Below are 15,966 nucleotides of genomic sequence, written 5' to 3'. Positions count from 1 at the left end.
CCCGTTCCCTCCCGTCTAAAAGGTTTTCGTCCGTATACCCGATCCGGGAACGGCTTGTCTTTGGCATTTCCGGCGAACGGTTTGCATTTTCGTCGGCGACGGCGCTTTCTATCCATTACTTAATATCGATAATATTTAATGTCGTAAATCGCGTGCATTCTTTAGCGAACGGCCTTTTCCAGCTCCTTGGCCGCGGCCTTCAGCATGTCTTTCGCCTTCAGCTCGTCCTCAAACGCGTTGCTGTAGTTCATAATATAATATTCGAGAAACTCCGGCTTGGACGACGTATAGTGCATTTGCAGCTGCGTCCACGAAAGCTTGTACGAAGCCATGGCGGCATGAGCCTTCTCCGCCGTTTGCACGATCGCGGCCGCGGGCAAATCCGTTCGCTTCGCCTCGTTCATCAGGTCGCCGCTGCTTTTCGTCAAAATCGCCGCAAACTGCTCCTCGAACTTGCGCCAAAACTGGTCCGCCATTTGCTGAAAGTAATAATCGTTCTTCTTGACCTCATAAAAGTCTTTGGCGATGCGGATGCGCTCGCGCACCACTTCGAGCTGCTCGAAATACGCTTCCGTCATGTCGTACAGCGCGCGCACTTCTTCCTCCATTTTCGCCCGGCGCTCATCCTTTTGGGGCTGCGGCTTCTCCGGCGACGCCGACCCCGTACCCGTGTTAGCGGCCAGTGTCAACGACGCCGTCGACGTGGCCGGGTCCCATCGGATATCCGCCTTCAGCGCCTCGCCGATCGCCCGGAACGGCACGAGCGTCGTCCCGTCGAGATTGATGCCGGGCGCCTCGCCCTGCACCGTCTTCCCGTTCACGACCACGTTGACGATCGGAAACCCTTTGTATTGCTCGTCCGTACCGGCCGCAATCGCCGCGCCGGACGCCCCCGTCAGCAGGACGGCGGTCAGCAGCGCCGTCGTTCGTTTCTTCATCGCATTCATCGCTCCTCTCCCTGCCTTCCATTGTATTCCACTTGTCCGCTTCGGGCAACGTCAAAGCGGGATGGTCGCATGGACCATCCCGCGGAAGCTTGCCTTGCTATGCCCGCCGTTACCGGATTTCGCCGAGTTTGCGCTTCACGACGCCGTTCGGCGTATCGACGACCTCGTAGACGACCGCGTAGTTATGGGTGCTGAATTGATTGACCTTCAAGTTGCCGAACGTCAGGAAGTTTTCCCCGTTCAAAAGCCGCGTCGCACCCAGGAACGGCAGTGTCTGACTCGACAGCACGAGCCCGAGCGGATCGACGATATCGAACTGCAGCTTCGACACGCTCGAGTCGGAGATGATCAGCGCCTTCCGCTGCAGGTCGACGTTGAGCGTCATCGTATACGAGAACGTCGTGTTGAGAACGCCGTTCAGCAGATCCGACTCCTTCACTCTGATTTTGTACGGATAGACGTCCCATACGTCGTCGCGGTCGTTTTCCTGCTCGACGCCGACTTTCACCGCGCCCAGCGGGATCGTTTCTTTTCCTTTGTACACCCGGAGCGTGAACGGCTTATCCAGATCGGCGTCGGACATGGCGAACGAATACGTCACCATGTAGCTGCTGTTCGAAGCGAGCTGGGCGATGACGTTCGTCTGGCGGGTGCCGGTGTAGACGCGTCCGCTTTCGTCCCGCAGATCCAGATTCAGCTCCGGCAGCGCCAGCGCGGATTTGTCGTAGTTCGCGATCCGCAGCTTCGCGACGACTGTTTTGAAGCCGTAATTTTCGTTGTCGTACGTTTTCAGCTCCGCGACCGACACCTCGGTATTTTTCTCCAAGGCGAGCCGGATCGGCTGGCCGATCGTATAGATTTCGCCGTCGCCCAGCGCGTAGGCGTCCGCCCGCTTCAGGTCGGCGATCAGGACGGGAACCGATTTGCCGGATGCGGCGGCCGTGCCGTTCGTTCCGGAAGCGCCGTTCGATCCCGCGTTGGCGTTGGCGTTTGCGTTCGCATTGCCGCTGCCGCTTGCGCCGGCGGTGGAAGCACCGGCGCTTGTCGAACCGCCCCGCTTCTCGAACAGCGCGGCCTGCAGCTCGTCCAGCGGCAGTCCTTTCGGCAGCAGCGCGGTGAAGGAGAACGTCTCCGTCTCGCCCTGCGACAAATAGGCGGCGTGCGTTTCGGCGTCCGTCCCTTGCACGGCTATGCCTCCTTTGCCCGACTGGAACACGGCCGACAAGCTCGGTACGGCGACGACGCGGCTGCCGTTATTGGCGACCTGCACGTCCATCCGGACCGACTGCCCGTCGTCGGATTGGGAAACGACGGCGGACGTCACTTGGACGGCCGCCACTTCTTGGCCTTGCGCGTCCGTAATCGGCCGCGCTTCGCCGATCGCCGCGAGCTTCGTCCGGCCGCCAAGCTCCAAGCTGTCCCAAATCGAAACGTTCGTTCCGTTCGCCGTATAAAACTGCAGCGACCAGCTTCCGGCGGCGTCCGAATCGGGAACGGCCGCGTGAACCGTAATGCGCTGCGCTTTCCCGGGAAGCAGCGATTTGTCGGCGCCGTCGAGCGCCGTGACGGCGACCGTCTCGCCGTCCGCATTTTCCAGCCTCATCTTGAGCCCCGAGGGCAGGACGAGCCCGGTGTCGCCGGAATTGACGGCGATCAAGTCGGCGTATACGTTCCATTCGTCGTTTTGGTATACGGTATAGGTGCCGCCGAGCCGGAACGAGACTTTCGCATCCGCGGACAGCGCCGAATCGACCTGCGCCAACGGAACGACCGCCTCCGGCTCCGCGGCGGCGCTCTCCTCCATGGCGGACGCGACCGACAGCGAGCCGATGTCGGACATCGAGACGCCGCCGCCGTAGTTCCACCGGAACAGCGTCACGCGCAAATCCTTCGGGTCGAGACCTTTGGCGACACGCGCCTCGTAAGCGAACGGCTGCTCCTTGCCGGCCTGCACCCGGGCGCTTTGCTTCCCGGTCAACTGAGCGGAATAGCTGTACCCGGACGAATCGGTCACCCGCACGCCGTACCCGTTGTAGTCGACGAATCCGCTGCCGCCGTTATGCAAATTGACGGTGAAACGGAGGATCGAATCGTCGGAAGCGGCGGAAAACCGCACCTTATCCAATGTGAAATAGACGCTGTCGCTGACGTAGACGCCCTCCTTGCCCGCTAGCGCCGAGCAGGGCGCCAGCGCGAGACAAGCGGCTACGATCGCAGGCAGCAGCTTGCGCGCTGTTCGGGGCAGGCCGCCGCGCCGGTTTCGAATCATAAGAAGTACCTCCCATTGGTCGTTTAGTCGAATCGCAGCGCGTCGATCGGCTTCAGGCGCGATGCTTTGTTGGCCGGATACAGCCCGAATACGATGCCGACGAGCACGGAGAAGAGAAAAGCGTACAAGCCGATTTCGATCGACAGCTGCGTCGGCTGCTTCGGGTTGAACAGCGGCCAGCTGAGCGATGCCGCGACGCCGAGCAGAAGCCCGAGCAAGCCGCCGAGTCCGCTGATGACCGCAGCCTCCATCAAAAATTGCATCAGGATGTGCCGGCGCTGGGCGCCGATCGACTTGCGGATGCCGATTTCCCGCGTCCGCTCGCTGACGGTGACGAGCATGATGTTCATAATGCCGATGCCGCCGACGAGCAGCGAGATCAAGGCGACGCTGATCAGCTGGTTCGTCAGCGAGCTCGACGCCTCCTTACTCGCGTTCAGCAGCTCGTCTTGGTTCTGGATGCGGAAGCCGTTCGAGCTTTTGAACTTGCTCGCCAAAAATTGGGTGATCGTCGCCTGCGCGCGCGACAGCTGGTCGACGTTCGGCGCCTCCAGGTACGTCGTCCGGATTTGGCCGAGCCGGAACGACCTGCGCGCCGCCTCGAGCGGCACGATGACCGAGCTGTCCGGCGACGTCCCGCCGATGTTCGACCCTTTCGGCTTCAGCTTGCCGACGATCGTGAAGACGATCCCGTCGATATTGACGTCCTGGCCGACCGGGTTCGCGCTGCCGAACAGCGTCTTGGCCGCTTCGCTGCCGATGACCGCCACCTGGTTGCGGAATTCGTTGTCCGCCGGGACGAGCGCCCGTCCGCCTTTCTCCACATCCACCTTCATGAGCGAAAAGTACCGGTCGTTCGTACCGATGACGTTGAACGTTTCCGAGGTGCGCTCGAATTTGACGTTCGAGCCGTTCTTCGTGACGGTCGGCGCGATCGACTCGATTTCCGGCAATATTTCCAGCTCCATCAGCTGATCGTAATCGAGCTGGGTCGCCCGCCCGTTGCCGAGCAGGTTGACGACGAGCAGGTTGGTGCCCAAGCTCTCGTACTGCTTCTCGATTTGCGCCGTCGTCCCTTGGCCGATCGAGACGAGCGTCACGACCGACCCGACGCCGATGATCACGCCGAGCATCGTGAGGAGCGTCCGCATCGGCTTGCCCATAATCGTCCGCATCGCCATGACGACGAGTTCCAGCAAGCTCATACGCGCACCGCCTCTCTCGGCGCGACGACGTTGCGTCTGTCGTCGACGATTTCGCCGTCCCGGATCGACACGACCCGCTTGGCGTGATCGGCGATGTGCGAATCGTGCGTGATGAGCACGATCGTATTGCCCTGCTCGTTCAGCTCGATCATCAGCTCCAGCACCTCCGTGCCCGTCTTCGAATCGAGCGCGCCGGTCGGTTCGTCCGCAAGCAGCAGCGACGGCGAGCCGGCCAGCGCCCGCGCGATCGCCACCCGCTGCTGCTGGCCGCCGGACAGCTGGCTCGGTCGATGGTCGATGCGGGCGCCCATGCCGAGCGATTCGAGCATCCGCTTCGCCCGTTCGCGCCGTTCGCTCTTGCCGACCCCCGCATAGATAAGCGGCAGCTCGACGTTTTCAAGCGCCGACAGGCGCGGGAGCAGGTTGAACTGCTGGAAGATGAAGCCGATCTTCTTGTTCCGGACGACCGCCATCTGGCTGTCGTTCAGCTTCTCGGTAGCGGTGCCGTCCAGCCTATACGTGCCGGAGGTCGGCGTATCGAGCAGGCCGATCGTATTCATGAGCGTCGACTTGCCCGAGCCGCTCGGTCCGACGATCGCGACGAAGTCGCCGGTCTCCACGGTAAGCGAAACGTTTTTCAATATTTGCACTTCCTCGGCGCCGCGACCGTACGATTTGCATATATCGGTCAGTTCGATGATGTTCATGCTTACCTGCCTCCTCCGCCTCCGCCACCACCGCCGCCGGCCGGAAAGCCGCCTTGCGGGATCTGGAAGCCTCCGCCTCCGCCGCCACCCGCTCCGCCGCCGGGGAAGCCGCCTTGCTGGAACTGCTGGCGCAGCGCGTCGATCTGCTGCTGCGTGCCGTTCTGTGTCCGCTGGCGGGTCGGCACGACGACCTCGTCGCCCTCCTTCAGCCCTTCGACGACTTCCACGTTCGTTTTGCTGCGGATGCCGATCTTGATCGGCACGTTCTCCTCGACCGTGCCGTCCGGCTTTTTGACCGATACGGTCGCATTGCCGCGCTGCAGGCGGAGCGCCTCGATCGGCAGCGTCAGCACGTCTTTCTTGTCCTGGATCAAAATTTCGGCGGTGCCGGTCATGCCGTACTTCAGCTGCTGGTCCTTGTTCTCCACGCCTACGATCGCGTCGTAATACGTCACGCCGTTCGTCGTCGTCCCGACCGTGGACACTTGCAGCACTTCCCCTTGGAACCTGCGGCCGGAGATGGCGTCGACGCTCACCTCGACCTTCAGACCCGGCTTGATGCTGGTCAAGTCAAGCTCGTCCACCTGGATCGGCAGCGTCATGACGTCGAGGCTCGCGACGCCGCCGAACAGGTCGCCGGACTTGACCGCGGCGCCGACCGGGAAGCGGGCGAGCACGTTCGTCCGCTGGTTGGCGAAGTCGGTGGAGAAGACGCCGTCGAACGGCGCCTTCACCGTCAAATCGTCCACCCGCTTCTGCGCCTCCTGGACGGTGACGGTTTGCCGTTCGATGGCCGCCCGCTTCGATGCGATCGAATCCTTCAGCGTATCGTTAACGAGAATCGCGATGACCTCGCCCGCCTTAACCGTATCCCCGGTCTTCTTCTGGAGCTCGGAAATCGTCCCCGCCGATTCGGACAAAAATGCGACGGTTTTCAGCGCTTCGACCTTCGCCGCCCCCTTGGCTTTAATTTCCCGCCCGTTCAGGACGACGGAGCCTTCCGTTTCCATGCCCGCGTCGATCGTGCCGTCGTTCTCCACGGCGACTTCCACGTCGACGAGCCGGTTGCCGGCGGCGTCCGCTTTCGGCTCCTTGCCGACCGATTGGACCGTGCCGGTTTTCGTCAGCGCGTAGCCGGCGATCGACAGATCGACCGGATCGCCGGCCTTGAATTGGACCGCCTCCTCCAGCGGAAACGGCAGCTTCACGATGAGGGTCGAAACCGCCGAAACGGTGCCGACCTTCGCCGACTTGTTGACCGACGACCCGACGTCGAGGTTGGCGCCCAGCGTCAGCTTCCCGTCGATCGGCGACACGATCCGCAAGTTTTGCTGCTGCTTGATCAGATCGTCCAATTCCTTCTGCAAATTTTCCAAATTCGTCAGCCCGTCCTTCAAGTTCGCCTCGAGGTTCGGGTTCGAAATTTGCAGCAAAATATCGTCCTTCTTGACCGGCTGGCTCCGGGTCAAGTTCAGCGTCTTGACCGTTCCGTCCGCCGGCGCCGTAATGTTTTGCAAATTTTGCGTCTGGAACTGGGACGTGCCCGATACGGAAAGCCGAATGTTCCCTCGCTGCACCTTGACCGTGGAAACTTGATTTTCCGCCGCCGCCTTCGGGCGGTCCGGCTTGGCGACGAACCAATACGTTCCCGCTCCCCCGCATACGACGACAACCGCCGCGGCGATCGCCCATTTCGCTCCGCGCTTCCATGCCATAACCATCTTCCTTCCCCGTCTACGCTTCTCTTGCCTCATTTTATGTACAACTGCCGGTACCGTGGGCCGATCGGGCTCCCGATGACGAAAGCGACCGCATGAGGATGCGCTTTCATCGCAATTTGCCTGAGGCGATTATAGGCGGAGAATATGAACCATTTATGAACAAAACCTTAAAACGAGGTAAAAATAGGACCGCTCCGTTCGGGGAGCAGTCCCGTCGCATCGATTATCCGTTCGTGACGAGCGCCAGAAGCTCCGCCGCCATGTTCGCCTTGATCGGCGCGCTTTCTTGCGCGGTCAACCGGCCTTCCGCCGCGTATTCGTTCCAATCCCGGTTGACGCCGCGAAGCAGCGCGTGGAGCAGCGTGTCCGCGTCCGTGCCGGCCGCCTGGGCGAGCGACTGTCCGCCCGCCAGCTTCTCGAGCAGCTCCTCTCGCGTCGTCCCGGCCCAATCGGCGACCTGATCGACGAGCGTGCCGCGAAGCCGGTTCAAGTAGGCGTCCGCATCCGCTTCGCCGACATACCCCGGCTTCGCGATCGCCGAGCCGATCCGTTCGCTCGCCTCTTGCTTCGTCGCATCCGCATCCACCGCGGCGAGCCGCCCGCTTGCTACGGCTTTCTCGATATAGGCGCCGGCGTTTCCTTGCAGCACGCCATACAGCTCCGCCTGATCGATGCCGGTCGCCTGCACAAGCGTTTGTCCGGCTCCTAGCGCCTCCCGGACTTCCGCCGCCGTCTTGCCCGCGTACGAGGCCGCCTGCCGCACGAGCTGATCGACGCTCTCCTTCGCGATGGCGCTGTCGCTCTTCGCTCCGCTTTGCGCGCGGGTACCGTAGCCGGCCGTCGCGATCGCCTCCTTCAGCCGGTCGGCCGCCTCCGCCTTCAGCGCGTCCGCCGCTCGGGCCGACAAGGTGCCGCTCTGCCAGGCCTGCTCGATCGAAACGTCGACGGAAGCGGCGAGCCGGTCAAGCAATTCGGCTTCGGAAAGTCCCGTCGCCGACAGCAGCGTCCCGCCTTGCGCTAGCGCATCCTCCACATCCGCGTAGCTTTTATCCGCGAGCGCCGCGGCGATCCCCGTCAAGTTCGACAGCCGTTTGTCGATGATCGCGTCGCCGTACCGTGCCATCCATTCGTTCGTTTCCGGATCGTACCCTTTCGTCGCCAACGCTTCGTCGATCGACCGGGCCGCCTCCGCCTTCAAGTCCGCCGCCTCCTGTGCAGCCAGCTGGCCGTATCGGACCGCCCGATCCAGCTCGAAGGCGACCGATTCGAGCAGCGAGGCCGACAGCGTCGCCGCATCGAGGCCGGATGCCTCGGTCAAGCTTTGCCCTTGGCGCAGCGCCGCTCGAAGCTCGATCGAGCTTTTGTCGGACAAGAAGGCGACGTTCTGAACGACGTCCGCCGTTGCCTTGTCGACGATATCCCGACCTACCGTGCGGACAAGCGGCCCGACGGCCGCACCCGACGTATCGATCGTTTCGCGAACGGCGGCGGCGGCGAGTCGGTTCGCTTCGTCCGCTTCTTCCCGGGTCATGTAACCAGCCGCAACCTCGCCGTCGAACGATTGGGCGTAAAGGGCTCCCAGCTTGTCCGCCAGCTCCGCGGAGCCGAGTCCGGACGCGGCGGCAAGCGATTGGCCCGATCGGACCGCGTCCATCAGCTCGTCATACGCCTTATCGGCGACCGTCGCCGCGTCCGAGGCGATCGACGACAGCTTTTGGTGGACCGACAGCGCGATGTAGTCGACTCGCGGTGCCGCCGGCTTCTCCGCCGCGACCGGCGATGCGGCCGCCGGGACCGTTTCCGCGAATGCCGGGCGGGCCGGCAGCGCGGCTCCCGTCGCGGCGAATACGGCCGCGGCGCTCATCAGGACGACCAGCTTTTTTTTCATCGTGTTCTTGCTCGTTCCGGATTGGTTCAATTGCATGTTTCTCTCCATCCTTCCGTCTCTTTGTCTAATGGGTTGCTACAAGACGGAGTATAGATCGCCAATGTGTCCTGTCGATGAACGGAGCCTTAAAGCAAGCTGAAATGAACCTAAAAAATAGCTGAAAAGACGAATCGATCCGGAAGTGCGGCGGCGGGACTCCCCCGATTGGACGCAAAAAAAGGCACAAACGCGCGCCGCTCGTCGCCGGTCGAACCTTTTCCGGCGCATGCTTGCACATTTGTACCTGGTTTGAAGGAAATCGCCCGGTCGTCCGACCGACGTTCTACGCCCCCGCTTTCGGCAAAGAAACGCGGATCGTCGTCCCGGCGCCGGGCTCGCTCGTCAGCTCGATCGCGCCTTCGTGCAGATCGACGATTTTCTTCACGATCGCGAGACCGAGTCCGCTGCCGCTCATGTCCGAGCTTTGCCGCGAGGCGTCCGCCTTGTAAAACCGCCGGAACAAATGGGGCTGGTCGTCGTACGCGATGCCGATGCCGGTATCGGACACCGTTACCGTCGCCCGCCGCTCGTCCTCCGACAGCGAGACGACGATACGGCCTTCCGGCGGCGTGAATTTGATCGCGTTGTGCAGCAAATTCGTCCACACTTGGTTGAGCGAATCTTCGTCGGCGACGATGCGCACCGGCGGCAGCTCCAGCTCGATGTCGAGCCGCTTGGCCGACCAGAGCGGCTCGCACGCGACGACCGATCGCCGCAGCTGCTCGTCAAGCTGAATGCTTTTCGGATGATGGGGATGGTGCTCGGAGTCGAGCGAAGCGAGCTTGAGCAAATTTTCGCTGAGCCGGGACAGCCGCTCCGACTCGCTCTCGATCAGCCGCAAGTAGCCGAGCCGTTCGTCGGGGGCGAGCGTATCGCGCTGCAGCAGCTTGGAAAAGCCGCGGATCGACGTCAGCGGCGTCTGGATGTCGTGCGAGACGTTCGAGACGAACTCCTGCCGCATCTTCTCCATCTTGTTCAGCTCTTCCGCCATATGCGTAATGCTCGACGCCAGCGACCCGAGCTCGTCCCTTTGCCGGATGCGCAGCTTCACGTTGAAGTCGCCGCCGGCGATTTTGCGCGTCGCTTCGGTAATTTGCTTGAGCGGGCGGACCAAATAAACGGCCGCCAGCGCGATCAGAAACGTGCTGATCAAGAAGATCGTCAGCAAGTTGCGGAAATCGATAAAGTCGAACCGGCCGACCGGCCGCGGACCGATCGGGGACACGAACAGCGCATACCGTTTCCCGCCGTATTCGAACGGCGTCCCGACGCTCCCTTGCGGACATTGCTCGCTCTCTCCGCTTTGGAAGCTGCTGTACGACGAGCCCTCGAGCACGTCTCGAACCGTATCGTCGGGTATGACGCACATCGTCTTCTGCCCCGGGCCGGAGCTGAATCGCTCCCCTCCCTCCGCGAACAGCTGCAGCTCCTGCCCCCGGTTCAGCCGGGCGGCGATCGTGACCGTCTGCCCGAGCTGCTGCGGCTCCGTTTCCTGAATGAGCCGTACGACCAGCTTGGCCGCATTTTGGAGCAGCTCCTCGACCCGTCCGTTCAGCTGGCTGCGGAAATAATGGGAGAACGTGAAGCTGGACAGCGCCAGACTGCACCAGACGACGAAGAAGATGACGATGGCGATGCGCATGTACAGCGTCCGGATCACGGCTGTACCTCAAGCCGGTAGCCCAAATTCCGAATCGTCACGATCGACACTTTGTCCGACCGCTGCTGCTCGAGACGCTCCCTCAGCCGTTTCACGTGGACGTCGACCGTGCGGGCGTCGCCTTCGTAGTCGACGCCCCATATTTGCTCGATCAGCTGCGCCCTCGTAAAAATGTGGCCCGGGTTGCTCGCGAACTTGAACAGCAGCTCGAACTCCTTCGGCGGAATCATCGCGCTTTGCCCGCCCACGGTCATCTCGAACGTCTTCCGGTCGATCGTCAAGTCGCCGACCTGCACCGTCTCCGAATGCTCGATCCGGTATCGCTTGAGCAGCGCCTTCACCCGCATGACCAGCTCCATCGGATCGAACGGCTTTACCATGTAGTCGTCGGTGCCGAGCTGAAACCCTTTCAGCCGTTCGGCGACTTCGCCTTTGGCTGATACGATGATGACCGGAATGTCCATCGTTTTTTTCAAATCCCGGCAAAAATCCCAGCCGTCCATGACCGGCATCATAATATCCAGCACGACGAGGTCGATCTTCACGTTCGCGAGCACGTCCATCGCTTCCTCGCCGTTGGCCGCCTCGAAGGTCGCGAATCCTTCCTGCTGCAGAAACGCCTTGACCAGCTTCCGGATGGCCAAATCGTCGTCGACGATCAAAATTTTGCTCATAACGTTCCGCATGTCCTTTCGATTGGGGATGAGAAACGTCCGCTCGCGTCCGTTCCAGCCGCCGCGGAGAATGGACGGCAAGCTTCGCCCATTGTATCACCTTCTCCTTAAACCAATCTTAAAATCGATGCGGCGATCGCCAATTGACCGAAAATCGTCACATTCGTCCGGTTATCGGACGAGCCTGTCCATGACGAGCGCGAACGAATCGGGGATGATGTATCTCGCGTAGCCGTCGTATTTCGTAGGCGACTTGTTGATAAGCAGCAGTCGATCGCCGCCGTAATGCCGGAGCAGTCCCGCCGCGGGATAGACGCTGAGCGACGTCCCCGCCACGATGAGGACGTCCGCTTCCGCGATCGCTTGCGCCGCCTTCGCGAAGACGTCGTCGTCGAGCGGCTCCTCGTACAGGACGACGTCGGGCTTGACGATCCCTTGGCAGCGGACGCAGCGCGGCACCGGCCCTTCCAGCGCGAGCAGCTCGTCCAGCGTATAAAAGGCGCCGCACGCCATGCAGCCGTTCCGGTGGACGGAACCGTGCAGCTCCAGCACGTTGCGGCTTCCCGCCGCTTGATGAAGGCCGTCGATATTTTGCGTCACGAGCGCCTTGAGCCGCCCCTGCGCCTCCAGCTCGGCCAACGCCAGATGGCCCGCGTTCGGCTTGGCGCCGGGATGCAGCATATGCGTTTTGTAAAACCGGTAAAACTCGGCCGGATGGTTGTCGAAAAACGTCCGGCTCAGCATCTCCTCCGGCGGGTGCTCGCTGCCGGCCATCGTCCGGAACAGTCCCGCGTTCGACCGAAAGTCCGGTATCCCGCTCTCCGTCGACGTCCCCGCCCCTCCGAAAAAAACGATATTCGGGCTGTCCCCGATGATCCGCCTAAGCGTATCGAAATCCATGTCGGCACTCCTCCATCCGGGTTTCATGTTGGGCCTTGCACGGCCTCGGCCAGCAGCTCGTACGACCGCAGCCGCGCGGCGTAGTCCGCCACCGCGGTGACGGCCATGATCTCGTCCGCCCCGAGCCGGCCGGCGATGTCGAGCAGCTGCGCGCGCACCTGTTCCGGCGTTCCGACGACGGCCCGACCGGCGTGTGCGGGCCGTTCCGCACCATCGGCCGCAGCGGCGTCCGCGCCGGGAATCGACCGCAGCCCCGCCGCCGCCAAGCGCCTCGCCTCCGCTTCCGTCTCCGCGCATACGACGCCGACGGCGACGATCGTCTTCGGCCGCGGGGCCAATCGGGACGGCGCATATTCGTTCCGGTACGCATTCAAGATGTCCGCACCGTCGCGCTCGCTCATGTAATAGCCGAACGCGAACCCCGCGCCGGTGCGCGATGCCAGCTTCGCGCTTTTGTCCCCGGTGCCGAGCAGCCACAGCTCGGGCGGGACGTCCGGCAGCGGTCGCGCCGTCACCGGCTGACCGTCGACGCGATAGGCGTCGGCGAGCAGCGCCGCCAACGCCTCGACCGATTCCGGGAGCCGGCGCACCTGCTCCAAATAGTTGTCCGCGAGCGCCATCGAGACGTGGGCGGACCCGCCCGGCGCCCGGCCGATGCCGAGATCGATCCGGCCCGGATACAGCGTGGCGAGCATGTGGAACGCCTCCGCCACTTTATACGGCTTGTAGTAAGGAAGCAGCACCGCGCCCGAGCCGATGCGGATCCGCTCCGTCCTCGCGCCGATATGCGCGAGCAGCACCTCCGGGCACGACGAGACGATGCCGGGCATGTCGTGATGCTCCGCCACCCAATACCGGACGAACCCGAGCTTCTCGGCCGTCCGCGCAAGCGTCACCGCATGCCCGACCGCGGTGCCCGGATCCGCTCCTTCCCAGGACGGGACGAGATCCAGTACGCTTAATTCGATACGTTTCAATCCCAGCACTCCTTTGCTTCCACCCATTATATCGTACAAGCTCGCCTAACGGAACAAAGGAGCTTCGGCCTATGCGAACCACGGCAAACGGCCCCGATCGCCAATCGATCGGGGCTCGCTGCAGTCGCTACGGCTATTTATCCGAACAAGTCCATCAGCACGATCATCGACAGCAAGCCGAAAATGAACGAGAACGTCGCCGTGCGCGCGTTCCCGTCGCCGTGGCTTTCCGGAATCAACTCCTTGTACACGATGAACATCATCGCGCCGGCTGCGAACGACAAGCCGTACGGCACGAGTCCGGACACGTAATTGGTCAAGCCGTAGCCGACGATCGCCACCACGATTTCAACCGAACCCGTCAGCGTGGCGATCCAGAACGCTTTCATCCGCCCGATCGATTGATTGGCGAGGAACAGCGCCACGAGCAAGCCTTCGGGCATATTTTGCAGCCCGATGCCGATGGCGACGACCGCTCCGAGCTCCTGATCGACGCTTGCGAAGCTGACGCCGACGGACAGTCCTTCCGGAATGTTATGGAGGAACAGCGCCGCGACGATCAAAAACGCTTTGTCGGACGTCGCGCCGCCCGGCCGGCTTTCCAAATCGATATGGGGGATGTACGTCTCCAGCAAGCTCAGCACGACGACGCCGAGCAGAACGCCGAGCGATACGACGATCGTGTCCGATACGTCGAGCGCTTGCGGAATGAGGCCGAACATCGAGGCCGACACCATGACGCCCGCCGTGAACGCGATCAGCCAATCGCGCCACCGGTGGCTCACCCGCTTGAAAATCAGGATCGGCAGCGCGCCGAATCCGGTCGATAGCGCGGAGAGAACGCTTCCGATCAACATCGTTTCCATCTTCCCGCCATTCACCTGCCCTGCATGACCTATTCGCCCTCGGAAGCCGAACTCCTTCCCCATCTTCTCTTATCGTAATCCATTTCCAGGCAAAAAATGCCTCGTCGCATCGGACGAGGCACCGGAAGCACGGTGGGCGCCGCATTCGCTATTCGGCGCGCCACCGGCGCAAATCGGGCAAATCGAAATACCGCAGCATTCCCGGAAGGACGACGCCGAGCGAATCGCGCGGATCGTACAGTCTGGAGCGAACCCAGCCGGCGACGCTCTCCGGTCCGTCTTCGACGTGCAGCGCGCCGATCCGGGCGTCCAACGCGGCGGCGAGCTCCGCGTAGAACCCGAATCGTCCGTGCGCATACAAATTGACGCGGTCCGCGCATGATTCCGGCAGCATCCGCGCCATGTCGACCGCCCGGAGAAGATCGAACGCGCGCACGGCGGCCAAGCTGTCGTCCAGCCAGAACAGATCCGTCGTCAGTTTATGAATCGTCCCAAACCGATTGTGAAGCGGGTGGGAATTGACCGGATGCGGCGCACAGACGCCATCGGCCGTCAAGTCCAATACGAATGCGATGCGCCCTTGCGCGCACGTCGCGCGGATCCAGTCGAACCGCTCCCTCAGCCTCCTAGTCCCGCCTTCCCACAGCCCGATCGATACGGGCAGCTCCTCGCCCGCCCGCTTCTCGTCGCGGAAAGCGAAGCCGTGGTTGAATATGCCCCGCTGGCTCCACCAGACGTTGCTTTCGACAGCCAGACCTTCGATCGGGGCCAGGGGCAAATGTCGCGGATTTAACTCCGTCGTCTCGCGCGACCCGCGCACCGCCTCGTTCAACCATTCCAGCGCTCGCCGCTTCCTTTCGCCCTCCGGCAACGAATCGCGGCCCCGCTCCAGTTCCGACAACCGGTCGACGTTTTCCTCGTAGACGGCGCGGGCGTCCGAATAATCGCCCCTCACTTGTCCCGAAGCCGTACAGCTTAACCGCGCCGCATCTTCCGGCGACGGCTCGGGGAAAACCCGCGGTCGCCCTTGGTCCTTGCGTCCGAGCAAATGCTCGGCGAAAAAGGCGGCCGCCGCATCCGCCAGCGGCGGCGAATATTGGTGAACCGACCGGTCCTCCGCCAACGCCGGCATATTCGGCACGCCGTACATGTCCCAAAACCGCCTTGTCCGGGCGACCGTCCGACGCGTTCCCTCGATCGGAAAAAAATCGGACGTCGCCGCAAGCACGATCACGGGGCGCGGCGCCATCGCCATAACCAAATCTTCGTGGTCGAAGCCGAGCTTCGTCATGCCGCGCCATATTTGCTCCGCGTCCTGCGCTTGTCCGGCGTACAGGTACGACTCCCGGTTCATGACGAACGTGCCGGGAGCCGCGGCCGCGACCCGCGGGTCGCACACCATGACAAGCGTCGTCTGCAGCCCCCCGCCGGAGTTGCCGGTGACGCCGATACGGGCGGGATCGACCTCGGGCCGCGACGCCAAATAGTCGATCGCCCGCATCGCATCGTGAATGAAATAGCGGGCGATCCCGTCGCCGAGCGGCAAGCATTGGCTGCCCGCGTGGTCGTGCTCTTTCGTGCCGCAGCCGACGTCCGGCTCCCCTCCTCCGCGGTCGTAGTAGCTGAGGCGCTCCCCTTGTCCGATCGGATCGACGGCCAGCACGACGAGCCCTTCGGCGGTGAGCCGGCGGCATACCGACTGATATCTCGGATACGCCTTCGCTTCGTCCGCATGGCCGCACAAAAATAGGACGGCCGCCGTCGGGCCGTTCAAGCCGTCCGGCACGTACAGGTTCGCCGTGACATAGGTGGACGGCCTCGATTCGAATACGACGTTTTCGACCCGGAACCCGTCGAAGCGGGTCGTCCCGGTCACGACCGGACGAAGCGGGTGATCGGACGACGGCAGCCCGCCGACCGACTCGATCAGCTTGTCGCGCATCCGTTTTCGCCTCGCGTCCATCTCCCCGACCGTGCGGATTTCGTCTCTAGCCCGGTCGCCCGCGTCGAAGGCGGCTTTCGACCGGTCGTACACCCAACGCTTGAATTGATCCTTCAAGTCGTACAACCCCAGCTCGAACCGCTCCAGCTGCTCGATCCGCATTGTTTCCCT

Annotated in this window: 12 protein-coding genes; all 12 read right to left on the bottom strand. The window is 62.7% G+C overall.

What is annotated here, in order from left to right; genetic code table 11:
- Positions 1-161: 161 nt before the first annotated feature.
- Entirely contained in the window at positions 162-938 is a 777-nt protein-coding gene (locus DLM86_RS07090) for a stalk domain-containing protein (RefSeq protein WP_158289368.1), read from the bottom strand.
- A 118-nt stretch (positions 939-1,056) separates the two neighbouring features.
- Entirely contained in the window at positions 1,057-3,216 is a 2,160-nt protein-coding gene (locus DLM86_RS07085; RefSeq protein WP_110839294.1) for a hypothetical protein, read from the bottom strand.
- 23 nt (positions 3,217-3,239) lie between these two features.
- Entirely contained in the window at positions 3,240-4,421 is a 1,182-nt protein-coding gene (locus tag DLM86_RS07080; RefSeq protein ID WP_110839293.1) for an ABC transporter permease, read from the bottom strand.
- On the bottom strand, positions 4,418-5,128 hold the full coding sequence (locus tag DLM86_RS07075; protein ID WP_110839292.1) for an ABC transporter ATP-binding protein: 711 nt from the start codon (positions 5,126-5,128) through the stop codon (positions 4,418-4,420). Before DLM86_RS07075 ends, DLM86_RS07080 begins: the two co-directional genes overlap by 4 nt.
- 2 nt (positions 5,129-5,130) lie before the next feature.
- On the bottom strand, positions 5,131-6,843 hold the full coding sequence (locus tag DLM86_RS07070) for an efflux RND transporter periplasmic adaptor subunit (protein WP_110839291.1): 1,713 nt from the start codon (positions 6,841-6,843) through the stop codon (positions 5,131-5,133).
- 229 nt (positions 6,844-7,072) lie between these two features.
- Positions 7,073-8,773, bottom strand: a complete 1,701-nt coding sequence (locus DLM86_RS07065; RefSeq protein WP_110839290.1) for a hypothetical protein — start codon at positions 8,771-8,773, stop codon at positions 7,073-7,075.
- A gap of 286 nt (positions 8,774-9,059) precedes the next feature.
- Positions 9,060-10,436 (bottom strand): sensor histidine kinase, encoded by a 1,377-nt coding sequence (locus DLM86_RS07060; protein WP_110839289.1) that lies wholly within the window; start codon positions 10,434-10,436, stop codon positions 9,060-9,062.
- Positions 10,433-11,110, bottom strand: a complete 678-nt coding sequence (locus tag DLM86_RS07055) for a response regulator transcription factor (RefSeq protein WP_110839752.1) — start codon at positions 11,108-11,110, stop codon at positions 10,433-10,435. The genes DLM86_RS07060 and DLM86_RS07055 overlap by 4 nt, the downstream gene beginning before the upstream one ends.
- Before the next feature lie 171 nt (positions 11,111-11,281).
- The gene (locus DLM86_RS07050) at positions 11,282-12,010 is read right to left on the bottom strand and encodes an NAD-dependent protein deacylase (RefSeq protein WP_110839288.1); all 729 of its coding nucleotides are present in this window, start codon (positions 12,008-12,010) and stop codon (positions 11,282-11,284) included.
- Positions 12,011-12,033: 23 nt separating this feature from the next.
- Positions 12,034-12,978: an MsnO8 family LLM class oxidoreductase gene (locus DLM86_RS07045; RefSeq protein WP_245954469.1), complete on the bottom strand. Its 945-nt coding sequence runs from the start codon at positions 12,976-12,978 to the stop codon at positions 12,034-12,036.
- Positions 12,979-13,124: 146 nt separating this feature from the next.
- Positions 13,125-13,853, bottom strand: coding sequence for a ZIP family metal transporter (locus DLM86_RS07040; RefSeq protein ID WP_110839286.1), 729 nt, complete (start codon positions 13,851-13,853; stop codon positions 13,125-13,127).
- Positions 13,854-14,001: 148 nt separating this feature from the next.
- Positions 14,002-15,957 (bottom strand): alpha/beta hydrolase, encoded by a 1,956-nt coding sequence (locus DLM86_RS07035; RefSeq protein WP_110839285.1) that lies wholly within the window; start codon positions 15,955-15,957, stop codon positions 14,002-14,004.
- Between the last annotated feature and the right edge of the window lie 9 nt (positions 15,958-15,966).

Origin of the sequence: Paenibacillus flagellatus (assembly GCF_003217775.1) — a bacterium.
In the GTDB taxonomy this organism is placed as follows: domain Bacteria; phylum Bacillota; class Bacilli; order Paenibacillales; family NBRC-103111; genus Paenibacillus_AB; species Paenibacillus_AB flagellatus.
Note: the sequence above shows the minus strand (reverse complement) of the source record. Positions and strands in the feature narration are given on the sequence as shown.

What these genes read in the sequence shown, in the direction of transcription:
- DLM86_RS07090 (WP_158289368.1), bottom strand. Translation starts at nt 938, where the DNA reads ATGAAGAAACGAACGACGGCGCTGCTGACCGCCGTCCTGCTGACGGGG.
- DLM86_RS07085 (WP_110839294.1), bottom strand. Translation starts at nt 3,216, where the DNA reads ATGATTCGAAACCGGCGCGGCGGCCTGCCCCGAACAGCGCGCAAGCTG.
- DLM86_RS07080 (WP_110839293.1), bottom strand. Translation starts at nt 4,421, where the DNA reads ATGAGCTTGCTGGAACTCGTCGTCATGGCGATGCGGACGATTATGGGC.
- DLM86_RS07075 (WP_110839292.1), bottom strand. Translation starts at nt 5,128, where the DNA reads ATGAACATCATCGAACTGACCGATATATGCAAATCGTACGGTCGCGGC.
- DLM86_RS07070 (WP_110839291.1), bottom strand. Translation starts at nt 6,843, where the DNA reads ATGGCATGGAAGCGCGGAGCGAAATGGGCGATCGCCGCGGCGGTTGTC.
- DLM86_RS07065 (WP_110839290.1), bottom strand. Translation starts at nt 8,773, where the DNA reads ATGCAATTGAACCAATCCGGAACGAGCAAGAACACGATGAAAAAAAAG.
- DLM86_RS07055 (WP_110839752.1), bottom strand. Translation starts at nt 11,110, where the DNA reads ATGAGCAAAATTTTGATCGTCGACGACGATTTGGCCATCCGGAAGCTG.
- DLM86_RS07050 (WP_110839288.1), bottom strand. Translation starts at nt 12,010, where the DNA reads ATGGATTTCGATACGCTTAGGCGGATCATCGGGGACAGCCCGAATATC.
- DLM86_RS07040 (WP_110839286.1), bottom strand. Translation starts at nt 13,853, where the DNA reads ATGGAAACGATGTTGATCGGAAGCGTTCTCTCCGCGCTATCGACCGGA.
- DLM86_RS07035 (WP_110839285.1), bottom strand. Translation starts at nt 15,957, where the DNA reads ATGCGGATCGAGCAGCTGGAGCGGTTCGAGCTGGGGTTGTACGACTTG.